Source organism: Streptomyces sp. NPDC058534 (genome assembly GCF_042717365.1).
Classification (GTDB): domain Bacteria; phylum Actinomycetota; class Actinomycetes; order Streptomycetales; family Streptomycetaceae; genus Streptomyces.
On the sequence record NZ_JBHXNW010000020.1, the window covers coordinates 16,672 to 32,022 of the forward strand.

Sequence of the window (15,351 nt, forward strand, 5' to 3'; positions counted from 1 at the left end):
CGCCCATGACCACCGAAGGAGAGAAGACGACGACGGCCCCGGCGGACGGGGCCGGACCCGCCCGGCGGACCGGCACGCGGGCCATGGCCGGCATGGCCGGCCGGCTGTCCTGGGGACTGGCCGACCAGGCGGCCTCCAGCATGTCCAACTTCGCGGTGGGGATCTACGTGGCACGCTCGCTGGGGCTGACCGCGTTCGGCGTGTTCAGCCTGGCCTGGGTGACGTACGGCGTGGTGCTCAGCGTCTCGCGCGGGCTGGCCACCGACCCGCTCGTGGTGCGCTTCAGCGGCGTGCCGGAGGCGTCCTGGCGCGGGGCGGTGGCCCGGTCGTCGGGCACCGCGCTCGGTGTCGGTGCCGCCGTCGGCGCGGTGTGTCTGGTGGTCGGCCTGGGTCTGGGCGGCCGCGTGGGGCCCGCGTTCGCCGGCCTCGGCCTCATGCTGCCGGGGCTGCTGCTGCAGGACGCCTGGCGGTACTCGTTCTTCGCCGCCGGCCAGGGGCGCAAGGCGTTCGTGAACGACGTCGTCTGGGGTGTCGCGCTCGTCCCCGCCATGGTGGTGGCGGCCCGCGTGGGCAGCGTGACGGCTTTCGTGCTCGCCTGGGGCACGTCCGCCACGGTGGCCGCCGTGTACGGCTGCGTCCAGTCCGGCATCCGGCCCAGGCTGACCGGCGCACGCGACTGGCTGCGCGACCACCGCGACCTCGGCTACCGGTACCTGGTCGAGAACGTCGGCGTCAGCGGCGCGAGCCAGCTGCGGGCGTACGGGCTCGGCGTGATCGTCGGGGTCGGCGCGGTGGGAGTGATCCGGGGCGCCGAACTGCTGCTCGGCCCCTTCCTCGCCGTACTGATGGGGCTGTCGCTGGTCACCGTGGCGGAGGCGGCCCGCGTACTGCGGCAGGCCCCGCACCGGCTGGGCAGGTTCTGCCTCCTCCTGGGCGGCGGGCAGGCCGTCGCCGCTCTGCTCTGGGGCGCGGCGCTGCTGCTGGTGCCGGACCGGCTCGGCGAGCTGGTACTCGGTGACGTCTGGTACGCCGCCTCGGCGCTCATCGTGCCGGTCACGCTCGGCGTCGCGGGCGCCGGCCTCGGCACCGGCGCGGCGGCCGGGCTGCGCGCGCTCGCCGCTGCCCGGCGCAGCCTGCGCTGCCAGCTCTTCGCCTCCGCCTGCTACGTCGTCGGAGGGCTCGGTGGAGCGTTCGCGGCCGGCACGGTCGGATCCGCCTGGGGCGTCGCCACCGCCGCCGCCTGCGGCTCCGCCGCCTGGTGGCTGCAACTACGGGCCGCCCTGCGCGAGCGCCACCACCCTCCCATCCGTGAAGTGAGGACGTCATGACCGCCCCACCCCGCTTGAGCATCGGCCTGCCCGTGTACAACGGCGAGGAGTACCTCGCCGAGGCCTTCGACGCCCTGCTCGGCCAGACCTACGAGGATTTCGAGCTGGTCGTCTCCGACAACGCCTCGACCGACGGGACCCAGGACATCTGCCGCCGGTACGCCGTGCGGGACTCACGCATCCGGTACCTCCGGCTGCCACGGAACGTCGGCGCCGCGCCCAACCACAATTACGTGTTCACCGAGTGCCGCGGCGAGCTGTTCAAGTGGGCCTCGCACGACGACCTGTACGCCCGGGACCTGCTGCGGCGCTGTGTGTCGGCCCTTGACGAGCGGCCGGACCTTATCCTCGCGCACAGCGGCCAGGCGGTCATCGACGGCGACGGCAAGGTGAAGGTCCCGTACGAGTACGGGCTCGCGACCGATTCGCCGCACGCGCCGGAGCGGTTCCGCAGTCTGCTGTTCGAGCCCGGCGGCGACGACTTCTACGGGGTGATGCGGGCCGACGTGCTGCGCCGGGTGAAGCCGCACGACAGCTACCACCACGCGGACCGCACGTTCGTCGCCGAGATCACCCTGCACGGGCCCTTCCACCAGGTGCCGGAGCTGCTCTACTTCCGCCGCGACCACCCCACCCGCGCCGAGCGGGCCAACCCGGGCAAGCGCTCCCGGTGCGTCAACCTGGACCCACGCCGGGCAGGCCCGCTGCACCCGACGCCCCGGCTGCTCGCCGAGTACGTCTGGGGCTTCGTCGCGGCGATCCGGCGGGCGCCGTTGTCGGCCGCGGACCGGCGCGCGTGCTACCGCCACCTCGCCGCGTGGATGACCAGCCGGGTCCGGCCCGGGGCCGGCGAGCGGGTCGAGGACCGCACCCCGGTCGACCCGGACCGGCTCACCGTCTCCGTCGACGCGCTCGTCGCCGGCCGCGAAGGGAGGCAGGCATGACCGCCCGGCGCGAAACGCCGGTGCGCGTCGGGGTGTTCGGGCTGCTCGGCTCCGGCAACGTCGGCAACAACGGATCGCTGGAGGCCGTGCTCGGGTACCTCCGCGCAGAGCACCCGAAGGCCGTCGTGGACGCACTGTGCGGCGGACCCGAGGACGTCGAGACCCGGTACGGGATCCCCGCGACGCGGCTGAACTGGTACAGCGGCGAGTACCGGACCGCGTCGCGGGCGGGCGCGATCCTGGCCAAAGGGCTGGGCAAACTCGTCGACGCCGTCCGCACCGCCGTCTGGGTGCGCCGACACGACGTGGTGATCGTGCCGGGCACGGGCGTCCTGGAGGCCACGCTGCCGCTGCGGCCGTGGGGTTTCCCGTACTCGCTGTTCCTGCTCTGCGCGAGCGGGCGGCTGCTCGGCACCCGGGTCGCGCTGGTCAGTGTGGGCGCCGCCAAGATCGCCAAGCGGCCGACCCGGGTCCTGACGCGCTGGTCGGCGCGGCTGGCCACGTACCGGTCGTACCGGGACGACATGTCCCGCGACGCGATGCGGGCCATGGGCGTGGACACGGCGCGCGACGAGGTCTACGAAGACCTCGCGTTCGCCCTGCCGGCGCCACGGACGAGCGCGCCCTCGGGGCCGCCGGGCACGGTCTGCGTCGGCGTCATGGCCTTCTACGGCGGCAACGACGACCGCGCCCGGGCCGAGGAGATCCACCGGCGCTACCTCGACGGGACGACCCGGTTCGTCCGCGCGCTGGTCGAGGACGGCAGACCGGTCCGGCTGCTCACCGGCGACGAGCTCGACCGGCCGGTGGCCGCCGCGATCGTCGACGCGGTGGACTCGCCGCTGGTCACCGCCGCCGAGACGGCCTCGCTGGCCGACCTGATGAAGGAGACGGCGGCCGCCGGCACCGTGGTGGCGACCCGGTACCACAATCTGGTCTGCGCGCTGAAGGTCGGCACGCCGACGCTCGCGCTCAGCTATTCGGCCAAGAGTGACGCGCTGATGGCTCGGATGGGGCTGGCCCCGTACTGCCACCCGGCTCGTGAGGTCGACGCCGAGCATCTGCTGGAGCAGTTCCGGGAGCTGGAGAAGCGCTCGGCGGAGCTGCGGCTGACCCTCGCCGAGCGAAAACAGGTCGCCGTCCGGCGGTTGGAGCAGCAGTTCACCGTCCTGACCGCGACCCTGTTCCCCTCGACCGGCAACGCCAACGCCCGCGCCCGCGCCCGCGCCCGCGCCCGACAGGAGACTTCATGAAGGCGACCGCAGTCCCGGAGATCGCCGACGCGTATCTCTTCGAGCCGGTGCCGCACACCGACGAACGCGGCTTCTTCTGCCGCACCTTCGACGCCGACGTGGTCCGCTCGGTGGGCCTCGAACCGAACACCTTCGTCCAGGACAGCCTGTCCCGCTCGGTCCGGGGCGTGCTGCGCGGCCTGCACCTGCGCTCGGGTGCCGGCGAGGCCAAGCTGGTGCGGTGCTCGTACGGGAGGATCTTCGACGTGGTCGTGGACCTGCGGCCGGACTCACCGACGTACCGCAACCGGGCCACCTTCGAACTGTCCGGCGAGACGCAGGCGACCCTGTACATCCCGGCGGGATGCGCGCACGGCTTCCAGGCGTTGACCGAGACCGCCGACACGTCGTACCGGATCGACCGCCCGCACGATCCGGCCGAGGACGTGACGATCGCCTTCGACGACCCCGAACTCGCCATCCCCTGGCCGCTGCCGCCCATATCGATGTCCCGGCGGGACCGGGAGGCGCCCAGCCTCGCCGAGGTCCTGAAGCAGAGAGAGAGCTGAAGTCGGCGTGGACACCGAAGAGTCCGAAGCGTCAGAAGAGTTCCTCCTGCCCCGGTCGCGGCTGGCCAACGAGCGGCTGCGCGCCATGATCCCCGGGGGCGCGCACACCTACGCCAAAGGCGACGACCAGTACCCCGACGACCTGGCCCCGGTCATCAGCCACGGCCGCGGTGCCCACGTGTGGGACATCGACGGCAACCGCTACGTCGAGTTCGGTTCCGGCCTGCGGTCGGTGAGCCTCGGCCACGCCCATCCGCGCGTGATCGAGGCGGTGCGGCGCGAACTCGACCGCGGCAGCAACTTCGTCCGGCCGTCCGTCGTGGAGGTCGAGGCCGCGGAGCGCTTCCTGGCCACCGTGCCGACCGCCGAGATGGTCAAGTTCGCGAAGAACGGCTCCGACGTCACCACCGCCGCGGTGCGTCTCGCCCGCGCCGTCACCGGGCGCGCACGGGTGGCCCTCTGCGGCGACCATCCGTTCTACTCCGTCGATGACTGGTTCATCGGCACCACGCCCATGTCCGCCGGCGTTCCGGCGGCGACCACCGACCTCACTGTGGCGTTCCCCTACGGCGACCTGGCCGCCACCGAGGAACTGCTCACCCGGTACCAGGACGAGGTAGCCTGCCTGATCCTCGAACCCGCCACCCACACCGAGCCGCCGCCCGGGTACCTCGCCGGCCTGCGCGAGCTGGCCGACCGGCACGGCTGCGTGCTGATCTTCGATGAGATGATCACCGGCTTCCGCTGGTCCGAGGCGGGCGCCCAGGGCCTGTACGGCGTCGTCCCCGACCTCTCCACGTTCGGCAAGGCGCTGGGCAACGGATGCGCCGTCTCCGCGCTGGCCGGGCGCCGCGATCTGATGGAGTGGGGCGGGCTGCGTCACTCCGGCGACCGGGTGTTCCTGCTGTCCACCACACACGGCGCCGAAACGCACTCGCTGGCAGCCGCGATGGCCGTGCAGGCCACCTACGTCGAGGAGGGCGTCACCGCGCGGCTGCACGCGCTCGGCGAGCGGCTGGCCGCCGGGGTCCGCGACGCCGCGGCCGGCATGGGCGTGGGCGACCACGTCGTCGTCCGGGGCCGGGCCAGCAACCTGGTCTTCGCCACCCTCGACGAGAACCGTGAGCCGTCACAACAGTACCGCACCCTGTTCCTGCGCCGGCTCCTCGCGGGCGGGGTGCTGGCCCCGTCGTTCGTGGTGAGCGGCGCGCTCGGTGACGCCGACATCGATCACACGGTCGACGTGGTGGCGCAGGCATGCGCCGTGTACCGGAAGGCACTGGACGCCGGTGACCCCACGCCGTGGATGGGGGGACGACCGGTGAAGCCGGTCTTCCGCCGTTCGGTGTGACGTGAGGCTTGGCGTGACTCTTGGCGTGACTCTTGGCGTGACGTGTCGTCAGCGAGGGTCCGGCTGACGGACGTCGGGTACCCGACCGACCAGGCGGTCAGCCGTCCGGTCGACCATCCACGCGGTCGCCGGTGTCACCGCCAGCGCGGTGCACCAGCCGCCCAGCGCGTCGGTCGGGTAGTGCGCGCCCAGGGCGACCTGCGCCCAGCCCATCGCGGCGCCGGCCGCCGTCGCCGCGGCGAGCACGAGCGACGTGCCGGCCGCGCTGCCGAGACCGAGCCGGCCGGTCGCGAGCAGTGCCACCGTGAGGGCGAACGCGGTGAGGAAGGCGGTGTGCCCGCTCGGGTAGGACAGGTGACCGTCGTGGATGGTGCGTCCCACCAGGGGCTTGAGGAGTTTCGTCGCCGCCACGGTGAGGCCGGGGCCGGCCACGATGAACACCGCCGCACGACGACGCCGAAGCACCAGAGCACCCGCCGCCGCGGCCACGACCAGCATCGCCGCTCCCCCGAGCTCCCCCAGGAAGTCCGTGGCCAGAGCGACGTGCCGCCACGACGACCCCGCACTCTCCACCGCCGCCCCGGCCCGCACGTCCACCACGCCGGGACCGCTGCTGCCGGCGTACAGAATCCCGAGCGCGACGACCACCAGTGCGGCGAGGACCGCGACCGCCCCCAACCACACGCGCGGCCCCGTCGGAAGCACCGTGCGCTCCCGCGCGCCGGTCACAGACGCGCCCACTCAGCGTGGGCGTCGGACGTGATGGTCGGGCCTCATCATGAAGGTCACCGTCCTACCCTACCCTTGCGAAATGCGCCCCCTCCGGTACTCCATCAACGTCACATTGGACGGATGCTGCGACCATCGCGCGATCGTCCCGGACGAAGCCATGCATCGTCACCACCGCAACCTCGGTGGTCGGCTGTATGGGTTCAGCGAGTAGCAACTGGGCCCCGACCAGGCCGCGGTACGCCTGGACGGGGTGTACGCGAGGCCTTGCGCCTGCTTGGCCGTCAGGAGAGGGGGCGGTATGGCCCTCTTCAGCCACTGCTGCCACCCGCGCGGACCGCTGCGAGACGGCCCGGCATCTCCCGGATGATCTCCGCGACACGATCCCGGTCGTCGGCCGTCAGCTTTTCCCTGTCGTGGAGCAATGGGGCGCGTTCGGCATGTAGAGCCCGAGTGACCTCCCTGCTCGTCGCCTCTCCGACGAGCGCGCTGTACGCGGCTATCACCGCGCTCAGTAACGCGCGGGCATGCTCGAAGTCGTTCATCTCCTGCGCTGTCCACCTCGGTGGCCGTGCCTGATGCGACATGATGTCACTCCCCCGTCCTTGCTCGGTTCTCTGTTCAGCAATTGCTGATCGTGAGTTGCTGATCCCTGGACTCCTCCCGCGGGCCCCGCCTTTCGCCCGCTTCCGATCAAACTGTCAGGGGAGTTTCATGACGCTCCCGTCCACGGGCGGGCACGCGGAGGCGTGCTGGTCCGGGCCACCAAAGACCGCTATCGCCCGCCACCTCCCCGTCTCCTCCCTCGCCCGGAGCAGCTTCCAGGGCTATACGACGGCTGACGGCCGGGCGGGCGGCGAGGTCACGCCGGGTCGACTCGCCAGACGGTGCCGCCGATGGCGAGGGCGTACAGCTCGCCGTCGGTGTCCTGGGCGAAGGACACGACCTCTCCGCCGTTGACACCGAGGTCGTGCTCGGCGGTCACCTTGCCGTTCTCGATCTCCAGGGAGCGCAGTGTGCCGTCGCAGTAGTCGCTGTAGACGTACTGGCCCGCGAGATCCGCGATCGCCCGGCCGCGGTAGACGTAGCCGCCGGTGACCGAGCAGCCGAGGCCGGTGCGGTCGTACTCGTGGATGGGCGGGACGTGGTTCGCGGGCTCGGTGCCGCCGCGGAAGGGGTGCGTGCCCTCCATCTGCGACCAGCCGTAGTTCTCGCCGCCCTTGCTGTTCGCGGGCGCCCAGTCGATCTCCTCCCAGTCGCTCTGGCCGACATCGGCGATCAGCAGGTCGCCGGAGCCGGCGTCGAAGGAGAACCGCCACGGGTTGCGCAGCCCGTAGGACCAGATCTCGTCCTTGGCGTCCGGGTCGTCGACGAAGGGGTTGTCCTGCGGGACGGCGTACGGTTCGCCGCCCTGCGGGTCGATCCGGAGCAGCTTGCCGAGCAGGGTGTCGAGCTTCTGGCCGTTGCCGTCGGGGTCGCCGCCGCCTCCTCCGTCACCGAAAGCGATGTAGAGGTAGCCGTCGGGACCGAACTTGATGTCGCCGCCGTTGTGGTTCGACTCGGGCTGCTCCTGGGTCAGGACGGTGCGCCGGGTGTCCTCCTGGATCGTGCCGTCCTGGACGGCGAACTCGTCGATGGTGCTGGTGCCCTGAAGGTCGGTGTAGGAGATGTAGAAGTGCGCGAAGTCGTTGTCGAACGTCACTCCGAGCAGGCCGCGTTCGCCGTCGGTGGTGGTCTCGTCGGAGATGTCGAGGACGGGTTCGCCGAGTCCTGCGTCGTTCAGGACCCGGACCGTTCCCGCCCGTTCGGCGATCCAGACCGTGTCGCCGGGTCCCGCGGCACCGGCGGTCGGGTTCTTGGCCTGGGCCACCTCCGTCAGCGCGACCTGCGCCGCGCCCTCGTTGGTGGCGGGCTCGTCGGCGTACGCCGTGGCCAGGGCCAGGGATCCGACGAGACCGAGCGTGCCGATGATCGCCGACAATCTGGTGCGAACTTTCACCATGGCCTCCCGGAGGCGGTGAGTGGGGGGAGTTCACCCGGCTGCTCGGGTCGCGGTCGTGGGGCGTCGTCCGAGCCGGCTCGCAACTCGAGTGGGGGGAAAGGTCGTGCCGCCGGCCACCGCCGAGAATACGAGGCCGGAGCGCTCCGGCCTAGACCAATGCACGCCTCTTCTGTCACTTGCCTTCCGACCGGCGCCTGCTCGGTCGGTCACACTCCGTCCGGGTGCAGGCCGGCGTCGCGGGCGAGTAGTGCCGCCTGTACCCGGTTGTCGCATCCGAGCTTGGTGAGGATCCGGCCGACGTAGATCTTCACGGTGGCCTCGCTCATGTGCAACCGCCGGCCCGCGTCGGCGTGGGACAGACCTTCTCCGAGGAGGGCGAGCACTTCGCGTTCCCGCGCGGTGAGCCCGTCGAGGCGGCGCCTGGCCTCCTCTTTGTGCCGTACCACTATGGCAGTCGACAAGAAGTTCGGGCTGCGCGACCGTTACGTGCTCGACATCGCGGCCCCGGCCTCGACCGCCGCCTCGCCATCGCACAGGCCGTGGCACTCGACGCGCTGCAGTCGCGCTGACCCGCGAAGGTACTCGCGGCGGCGCTACCGGGTTGTTCCCTGGCTCCGAGCATCTCCGAGGCGGTCGAGGCGATCGCGGTGGGCCTGGGACAGGTGGAGGTCTTCGACGGCGAGGTTCTCCTCCAGGTGGCCGATCCGGGCGGTGCCCGGGATCGGGAGGACGACCGGCGAGTGGCCGAGGAGCCAAGCCAGAGCAAGCTGCGAGGGAGTGGCGTCGGCTTCCGCCGCCACGGCGGCGACCTCGGCCCGCTGTCCCGACTCCCCCCAGGCGACAGGACGCCAGGGCAGGAACGCGATCCCCGCCGCTTCGCACGCCGCGAGCACCGGCTCGTGCTCCCGATCGAGCAGGTTGTAGCGGTTTTGCACGCTCACTACGTCCACGATCTGCCGCGCCTGGTGGAGTTCGTCGACGGTGACCTCGGACAGCCCGATCCGGCCGATCTTGCCCTCGTCCCGCAGCTCCCGGAGCGTGCCGAGCTGGTCGGCGAGCGGGGTCTCCGGATCGATCCGGTGGAGCTGTAGCAGCTCGATCCGCTCCACCCGCAGCCGGCGCAGAGCCTGCTCGACCTGATCACGCAGAACCGCCGGCCGACCGTCGAGCCGCCACTCGCCCTCGGGGCCCGATCGGGCGACACCGACCTTGGTGGTGATCAGCAGCCCGTCCGGATAGGGGTAGAGGGCCTCAGCCAGGAGTTCCTCGTTGGCTCCGCCGCCGTACATGTACGCGGTGTCGATCAGCGTGACGCCCAGCTCGACGGCCCGCCGGGCGACCGCCAGAGAGGTCTTGCGGGCCGGGTCCGGGTCCGTCGGCAAGTGCATGGCCCCGAATCCGAGCCGCCGTACCCTCAGATCCCCGCCGATCAGAAACTCAGTCGAAGTCACGTGCTGAATTCTCCCCATCGCTCAAGGCGACACGTTAACAGCGGAGTTGGTCACACCACAGCTCTCTCCGCCCGTCGGGTGCCGGCACCGGGCGGAATAGCGGATTGACGGCCGGGTCCAGCGGGCAGGGAGGCAGATGGTGTCATGAGCACGACTCCTACCCCCATAAGGAGGTCGAACATGCACGTCCGTACGCTGACCGGCGGTCTCGCCGCAGCCCTGCTGATGTCCATGCCCCTGCTGAGCGGCCAGGCCATGGCCGCCGATCCGACGAGCGACAGCGCGCGCTCCCTGGCCGCGGCCCGGGTGCTGACCTACGACGCGAGCGGTTCCGCCGAGTTCAGGTCCGCGGTCGACCGGGGTGCGGCGATCTGGAACGAGAGTGTCGGGGGCGTGGAAATGCGTCCGGCCGCGTCCGGGCAGCGAGCCAACATCCGCATCCTGGCCGACAACGGCTGGCCGCGTGCCCTGACCGCCTCACTGGGCAACGGCACGGTCTGGATCGGACGCCAAGCGGTGAACCAGGGCTACGACACGGTACGCATCTCGTCCCACGAGCTCGGCCACATCCTGGGTCTGCCGGACCGCAAACCCGGGCCCTGCTCCAGCTTGATGTCGGGCTCCACGGCGGGTGTCGCCTGCACGAACCCGTACCCGAACGCGGCGGAGAAGTCCGAGGTCGAGGGCAACTTCGGCAATGCGACCGCCTCGCCGTCGCACGCTCCGGCGCGGATACCCGTCCTGGTGCGCGACTGACCGACGCGCGACTGCCCATACGGCACCTCGCCGGTGCCGTATGGCATCGCCCAAAGCGCCCCGCCCCGGCCCTACTCGGACTGGTCGCCTCGGTCTTCGCCGACGCGGGACGGGAAGTCCCGGGCATGCTCGCCGCCATGCGTGACGCGGATGACCTGTTCGTCGACGACGAGTTGACTCGGCTCAGCCCGCGAGTTCGCGCACGTACGCGCCGAACTTCTCCAGACCGTCGATGTTGCGGGGTCCGCTGATGCCCTCGTTGTAGTCGAGGACGAAGAAGTTGTCCTTCTTCACGGCGGGGAGTCCCTTGGTGTGGGGGAACTTCTTCAGGAAGTCGATCTTCTTCTCGGCGGGCAGGTCGCCGTAGTCGAGGATGACGACGACCTCCGGCTCGGACTCGGCGACCGACTCCCAGTTGACCTGGGTCCAGCGCTCGTCGAGTCCGTCGAAGACGTTCTTGCCGCCTGCCGACTTGATGATGTCGTTGGGCGGGACCTGATTGCCCGCGGTGAAGGGCTGGTCGGTTCCGGAGTCGTAGAGGAAGACGGGAACGGGATCACCCGCCGGAGCCTTGGCCTCGACGGCCTCGACGCGCTCCTTGAGCCCGTCGACCACCGCCTCGGCCTTCTCCTCGACCCGGAAGATCCTGCCCAGCCGTTCGAGGTCGGTGTAGAGGGCTTCGAAGGGGGTGACCTTCTCCGGATACCCGGGATAGTTGAAGCAGCTCTCGGTGTGCATGAAGCTCTGGATGCCGAGCTTGTCGAGGATGGCCGGCGTGATGCCCCGCTCGTCCTTGAATCCGGAGTTCCAGCCCGCGACGACGAAGTCGGACTTGGCCTCGACGACGACCTCCTTGTTGAGGAGGTCGTCGCTGAGCATCTTCACCTTGGCGTACTCGGACGCGTACGGGGACTCGCTCACCGGTGGGTTGGCCGGCGGCATCACGTAGCCGTGCACGTGATCGGTCAGGCCGAGGGCGAACAGCTTGTCGGCGCTGCCGGCTTCGTAGGCGACGGCCCGCTCGGGGACCTTGTACCGCACCGGCTCACCACAACGCTTGACGGTGACCTCGGTGGACGTCTTGGCATCCGGTTCGACCTCGGCGCCGCAGCCGCTGAGCACCAGTGCCGCCACCAGGGCGGATCCGAGAGCCGCAGGCCGGCGTGCCGGAACGAGGAATGGAGTTCTACGCATGTCGTGAGGCGCCTTTCACCGGGATGAGCCGAGCGAGTACAGGAGTTGGGGACCGCCCGTGAGCGGGTGCGGGACGACGCTGGCCGTTACTCCGAAGACGTCGCCGACCAGCTCGGTCGTGAGGACGTCCGCGGGCGTGCCCGAGGCGACGAGGCGGCCCTGCGCCAGCACGCCGAGACGGTCGCAGGCCGCCGCGGCCAGGTTGAGGTCGTGCAGGACGACGAGGACGGTGCGGCCGGACCCGCGCAGCAGCGAGAGCAGCTCGACCTGGTGGCGGACGTCGAGGTGGTTGGTCGGTTCGTCCAGGATGAGGATCCTCGGCTCCTGGACGAGGGCGCGGGCCAGCAGGACTCGCTGGCGTTCGCCACCCGACAGTGTCAGGACTCCCCGGTGTGCGAGGTGGCCTATGTCGAGCTGGTCCATCGCACGCTCGCACAGTTCGCGCTCCCGGCCGCTGAGGGCCTGGTTCCCCCGGAGATGGGGGGCGCGACCGAGTGCGACGACCTCCTCGACCGTGAAGTCGAAGTCGATGGCGCCGTCCTGGGTCATCGCCGCGATGGTTCGTGCGCTGTGGCGGAGCGGCAGCCGTGTCAGCTCCCGCTCGCCCACCCAGATGGTTCCGGAGCTGGGGCGCAGGGCTCGGTACACGCACCGCAGCGCGGTGGACTTGCCACTGCCGTTCGGGCCGACCAGACCGACGACCTGCCCGTCCGGCACTTCCAGGGACAGGCCGCGCACGAGGCTCTTGCCGTCGGTCACGACGGAGAGTCCGTCGAGCCTCAGATTCATGTCAACGCCCCCCGAACGTATAGCCCTTGCGGCGCATCAGGGCGATGAAGACGGGCACGCCCACGAGCGCGGTGATGACGCCGAGCGGCAGCTCACGCGGGGCGACCACGGTTCGGGCCGCCAGGTCGACCCACACCATGAAGATCGCTCCGGCCAGTGGTGCCACGGCGAGGACACGGGCGTGCGTGGCGCCGACGAGCATGCGCACCACGTGTGGCATGACGAGTCCGATGAAGGCGATGGCACCGCTGACGGCGACCATGACGCCGGTGACGAGGGAGACGAGCACCAGCAGCCCCTTGCGGTGCCGGTCGGCACCGACGCCGAGACTCGCGGCGGTCTCGTCGCCGAGGGCGAGGACGTCCATCACCCGCCCGTACCGCTGGAGGACCAGGGTCCCGGTCGTGACCACCACCGCAACGACGGGCAAAGCGCCCCAGGTCGCGGCGCCGAAGCTGCCCATGGTCCAGTACAGGACCATGCTGGTCGCCTCACCGTCCGGCGCGAAGTAGACGATCAGGCTCATCACGGCCTGGAAACCGAGCGACATGGCCACGCCGGTCAGGACGAGTCGCAGCGGGGAGAGCGCGCCTCGGCTGGAGGACGCGGCGTACACCAGCAGCGAGGCGGCGAGCGCGCCGACGAAGGCTCCGGCGGAGACGGCGTAGATGCCGAGGGCCGCGAGCCCGCCCGTGACCGTGACGGCGACGGCGCCGACGGAGGCGCCCGACGAGACGCCGAGGACGAAGGGGTCGGCCAACGCGTTGCGCACCATGGCCTGGATCGCCACGCCGACCGCGCTGAGCCCGGCCCCGACCAAGGCCGCCAACAGGACGCGTGGTGTGCGGATCTGCCAGATGATCTGGTACGTCGTCACCTCGTCCGCGCCGATGCGCCCGCCGCTGAGCGCCGCCCACAGGTGACGGGCGGTCTCCCCCGGGGTGATGACCGCGGGTCCCAGGCCGATGGCCACGACGACCGAAGCGAGCAGGAAGGCGGTCAACGCGCCGCAGGCGAGCAGCAGTCCCGTGCGGGAGGCGAGTCGGCCTCTCCCTTCCGCGGCGGGTGCGGCCGATGGTGCCTCGGCCGCGGCGAACGCGTCCGCGTGCGCCGTCGGTATGGATGTCGGGGGCGGAGGCACGTGGCCTACCTACACTTTCTTTCGATAATGGGAACCATGTTCAGGTGCGGAATCTAGCACGCCCGACGCCGCATGCCCGTGCGGTTCGGGAAATCCTCAGCCGGCTATGGACCTGACCAGACTTGTTCATTTACTGTTTGGACATGCCTGGACAGGTACACAAGCACCATCGCATCGTCCGTGTTCTCTCCGACGAGATCAGGGCCGGAGTCCACTCCGACGGCAGCAGACTCCCCGGGGAGCACGCGCTCACCCAGCGCTTCGGGGTCAGTCGCACCACTCTGCGGCAGGCGCTGCAAGCCCTCGGGGAGGAAGGGCTCATCGCCACCCATGCCGGGATCGGCTCCTTCGTCACCTTCGAGGGGACGCCGATCGACAACCGGCTCGGCTGGACCAAGGCCCTCGCCGAACAGGGCACGGAGCTGACGTCGGAGACCCTGCGCTTCGAGGAGATCAGCGACCACGATCTGGCCGTCGAACTCGGGATGGATTCGAGTACGTTCATCGCGCTGGACCGGGTGAGACGGCTCGCCGACGGGCGGGGCCTGTCGCTGGAGCGCAGCAGGGTCCCGGCCACCGGAGACCTGGCCGGGCTGCCCGAGCGCGGCCTCGTCGACGGCTCGCTGAGCCGGGCGCTGATCGCCGCGGGCCGGGTCACCGTCTCCGGTGAGGGTGTGGTGTCGGTGCGCGGGCTCGACGCGGCGGAGGCCGCCCTGCTGCACCGATCGCCCGGCGAGTCCTTCCTGCGGCTCACCCAGGTGTACCGAGCGGGCGACGGCTCGGTCGTCGAGCAGGTCACCAGCCTGCTGGACCCCGCCAAATTCGAACTGCACGTGCGCTCGGGCCAAGGAGGCCGTCCGTGACCGACCTGCTCGACCGCGCCCTCGGTGCCTACTACGGCCTCGCCCTCGGCGACGCTCTGGGCATGCCCACCCAGGTGATGTCCAGGGAGGACGTCGTCCGGGTCTACGGCAGGCTCACCGGCTTCCGGCCCGCGCTCCCCGACAATCCGGTCAGCGCCGGCATGCCGGCCGGCTCCGTCACCGACGACACCGACCAGGCCGTCATCGTCGGCCGGCTCATCGCCGAGGGACGCGGCCGGATCGATCCCCTGCGCCTGGCCCACGACCTGCTCGACTGGGAGAAGGAGATGAAGGCCAAGGGCTCCTTCGATCTCCTCGGCCCCTCCACCAAGGCCGCCCTGGACGCGGTGGCCGGCGGTGTTCCGGCGCGGGAGGCGGGCAGGAACGGCACGACGAACGGCGCGGCCATGCGGGTCACGCCGGTCGGCATCGCCTTCGACGTCCAGCCGCTGGACGTCTTCCTGGACCATGTCGTGGAGTCCTGTCAGGTCACCCACGACACCGGCCTCGGGATCGCGGGCGCGGCCGCCGTCGCCGCCGCCGTCAGCACGGGTGTCGGCGGCGGCTCGCTGGACGAGGCCGTCGCCGCCGCGGTGGTCGCGGCCCGGGCCGGTGCGCGGCGCGGGCACTGGGTCGCCGGGGCCGACATCGCCGGCCGGATCACCTGGGCGCGGGATCTCGTACGGGATCTACCGGAGGCCGAGGCGCTGGACCGGATCGTCGCGCTCGTCGGCACCAGCGTCGCGAGCCAGGAGTCGGTGCCCGCCGCGTTCGCGGTACTGGCGGTGGCCGACGGAGATCCCTGGCAGGCCGCCCTGCTCGCGGCCAACCTCGGCGGTGACAGTGACACCATCGGCGCGATCGCCGGTGCCGTCGCCGGGTCCGTCGCCGGGCTCTCCGGGCTGCCCGCCGAGGCCGTGGACACGCTGCGGTCCGTCAACTCCCTCGAACTCGAACCCCTGACCACACGGCTGCTCGCACTCCGCTGAGCCGCCGAGAACG

The 15,351-nt window shown here is 71.1% G+C and carries 15 protein-coding genes and 1 pseudogene; 8 read left to right on the forward strand and 8 right to left on the reverse strand.

The genetic code is table 11. The features are described from left to right. Positions 1-5: 5 nt before the first annotated feature. Genes ACFWR9_RS14845 through ACFWR9_RS14865 form a run of 5 tightly spaced genes read left to right on the forward strand, consistent with a single transcriptional unit; the run spans position 6 to position 5,424 of the window. Positions 6-1,328, forward strand: coding sequence for a hypothetical protein (locus ACFWR9_RS14845; RefSeq protein WP_383841028.1), 1,323 nt, complete (start codon positions 6-8; stop codon positions 1,326-1,328). Next, on the forward strand, positions 1,325-2,272 hold the full coding sequence (locus ACFWR9_RS14850; RefSeq protein ID WP_383841031.1) for a glycosyltransferase family 2 protein: 948 nt from the start codon (positions 1,325-1,327) through the stop codon (positions 2,270-2,272). Before ACFWR9_RS14845 ends, ACFWR9_RS14850 begins: the two co-directional genes overlap by 4 nt. Further along, complete coding sequence (locus ACFWR9_RS14855) at positions 2,269-3,525, forward strand: polysaccharide pyruvyl transferase family protein (protein ID WP_383841034.1); 1,257 nt, start codon at positions 2,269-2,271, stop codon at positions 3,523-3,525. Before ACFWR9_RS14850 ends, ACFWR9_RS14855 begins: the two co-directional genes overlap by 4 nt. After that, positions 3,522-4,073 carry a dTDP-4-dehydrorhamnose 3,5-epimerase gene (gene rfbC / locus ACFWR9_RS14860; protein ID WP_383841037.1) on the forward strand — a complete coding sequence of 184 codons (552 nt, stop codon included), beginning with the start codon at positions 3,522-3,524 and terminating at the stop codon, positions 4,071-4,073. Before ACFWR9_RS14855 ends, rfbC begins: the two co-directional genes overlap by 4 nt. 7 nt (positions 4,074-4,080) lie before the next feature. Further along, a complete protein-coding gene (locus ACFWR9_RS14865) occupies positions 4,081-5,424 on the forward strand; it encodes a glutamate-1-semialdehyde 2,1-aminomutase (protein ID WP_383841040.1) in 1,344 nt (447 codons plus the stop codon). Positions 5,425-5,472: 48 nt separating this feature from the next. Here the strand turns inward: ACFWR9_RS14865 and ACFWR9_RS14870 are convergent, their stop codons facing one another. From ACFWR9_RS14870 to ACFWR9_RS14890, 5 genes and pseudogenes are all read right to left on the reverse strand, one after another. Further along, a complete protein-coding gene (locus ACFWR9_RS14870; RefSeq protein WP_383841043.1) occupies positions 5,473-6,129 on the reverse strand; it encodes a phosphatase PAP2 family protein in 657 nt (218 codons plus the stop codon). 335 nt (positions 6,130-6,464) lie between these two features. After that, the gene (locus ACFWR9_RS14875) at positions 6,465-6,698 is read right to left on the reverse strand and encodes a hypothetical protein (protein WP_383841046.1); all 234 of its coding nucleotides are present in this window, start codon (positions 6,696-6,698) and stop codon (positions 6,465-6,467) included. A 317-nt stretch (positions 6,699-7,015) separates the two neighbouring features. Further along, positions 7,016-8,152: a PQQ-dependent sugar dehydrogenase gene (locus ACFWR9_RS14880; protein ID WP_383841284.1), complete on the reverse strand. Its 1,137-nt coding sequence runs from the start codon at positions 8,150-8,152 to the stop codon at positions 7,016-7,018. A gap of 209 nt (positions 8,153-8,361) precedes the next feature. Next, a pseudogene (locus ACFWR9_RS14885) lies at positions 8,362-8,586 on the reverse strand (response regulator transcription factor); the annotation flags it as partial. 162 nt (positions 8,587-8,748) lie between these two features. After that, complete coding sequence (locus ACFWR9_RS14890) at positions 8,749-9,624, reverse strand: aldo/keto reductase (RefSeq protein WP_383841049.1); 876 nt, start codon at positions 9,622-9,624, stop codon at positions 8,749-8,751. Between the two features lie 162 nt (positions 9,625-9,786). Between ACFWR9_RS14890 and ACFWR9_RS14895 the strand changes: the two genes are divergently transcribed. Beyond that, positions 9,787-10,362 (forward strand): snapalysin family zinc-dependent metalloprotease, encoded by a 576-nt coding sequence (locus ACFWR9_RS14895; protein ID WP_383841052.1) that lies wholly within the window; start codon positions 9,787-9,789, stop codon positions 10,360-10,362. Between the two features lie 183 nt (positions 10,363-10,545). On the opposite strand, the gene ACFWR9_RS14900 is transcribed toward ACFWR9_RS14895, so the two are convergent. Genes ACFWR9_RS14900 through ACFWR9_RS14910 form a run of 3 tightly spaced genes read right to left on the reverse strand, consistent with a single transcriptional unit; the run spans position 10,546 to position 13,366 of the window. Beyond that, positions 10,546-11,556, reverse strand: a complete 1,011-nt coding sequence (locus ACFWR9_RS14900) for an ABC transporter substrate-binding protein (protein ID WP_383841056.1) — start codon at positions 11,554-11,556, stop codon at positions 10,546-10,548. A gap of 15 nt (positions 11,557-11,571) precedes the next feature. Further along, positions 11,572-12,345, reverse strand: coding sequence for an ABC transporter ATP-binding protein (locus ACFWR9_RS14905; RefSeq protein ID WP_383841059.1), 774 nt, complete (start codon positions 12,343-12,345; stop codon positions 11,572-11,574). A 1-nt stretch (position 12,346) separates the two neighbouring features. Further along, complete coding sequence (locus tag ACFWR9_RS14910) at positions 12,347-13,366, reverse strand: FecCD family ABC transporter permease (protein WP_383841287.1); 1,020 nt, start codon at positions 13,364-13,366, stop codon at positions 12,347-12,349. 263 nt (positions 13,367-13,629) lie between these two features. On the opposite strand from ACFWR9_RS14910, the gene ACFWR9_RS14915 reads away from it, so the two are divergent. Together ACFWR9_RS14915 and ACFWR9_RS14920 are read left to right on the forward strand one after the other, a co-directional pair. Next, complete coding sequence (locus ACFWR9_RS14915) at positions 13,630-14,349, forward strand: GntR family transcriptional regulator (RefSeq protein ID WP_383841062.1); 720 nt, start codon at positions 13,630-13,632, stop codon at positions 14,347-14,349. Then, positions 14,346-15,338 carry an ADP-ribosylglycohydrolase family protein gene (locus tag ACFWR9_RS14920; protein ID WP_383841064.1) on the forward strand — a complete coding sequence of 331 codons (993 nt, stop codon included), beginning with the start codon at positions 14,346-14,348 and terminating at the stop codon, positions 15,336-15,338. Before ACFWR9_RS14915 ends, ACFWR9_RS14920 begins: the two co-directional genes overlap by 4 nt. Positions 15,339-15,351: the final 13 nt, after the last annotated feature.

Bases quoted from the DNA above. Each gene is read 5' to 3' on its own strand.
- rfbC (WP_383841037.1), top strand. From the start codon at position 3,522: ATGAAGGCGACCGCAGTCCCGGAGATCGCCGACGCGTATCTCTTCGAG.
- ACFWR9_RS14855 (WP_383841034.1), top strand. From the start codon at position 2,269: ATGACCGCCCGGCGCGAAACGCCGGTGCGCGTCGGGGTGTTCGGGCTG.
- ACFWR9_RS14875 (WP_383841046.1), bottom strand. From the start codon at position 6,698: ATGAACGACTTCGAGCATGCCCGCGCGTTACTGAGCGCGGTGATAGCC.
- ACFWR9_RS14895 (WP_383841052.1), top strand. From the start codon at position 9,787: ATGCACGTCCGTACGCTGACCGGCGGTCTCGCCGCAGCCCTGCTGATG.
- ACFWR9_RS14905 (WP_383841059.1), bottom strand. From the start codon at position 12,345: ATGAATCTGAGGCTCGACGGACTCTCCGTCGTGACCGACGGCAAGAGC.
- ACFWR9_RS14845 (WP_383841028.1), top strand. From the start codon at position 6: ATGACCACCGAAGGAGAGAAGACGACGACGGCCCCGGCGGACGGGGCC.
- ACFWR9_RS14890 (WP_383841049.1), bottom strand. From the start codon at position 9,624: ATGGGGAGAATTCAGCACGTGACTTCGACTGAGTTTCTGATCGGCGGG.
- ACFWR9_RS14850 (WP_383841031.1), top strand. From the start codon at position 1,325: ATGACCGCCCCACCCCGCTTGAGCATCGGCCTGCCCGTGTACAACGGC.
- ACFWR9_RS14915 (WP_383841062.1), top strand. From the start codon at position 13,630: ATGCCTGGACAGGTACACAAGCACCATCGCATCGTCCGTGTTCTCTCC.
- ACFWR9_RS14900 (WP_383841056.1), bottom strand. From the start codon at position 11,556: ATGCGTAGAACTCCATTCCTCGTTCCGGCACGCCGGCCTGCGGCTCTC.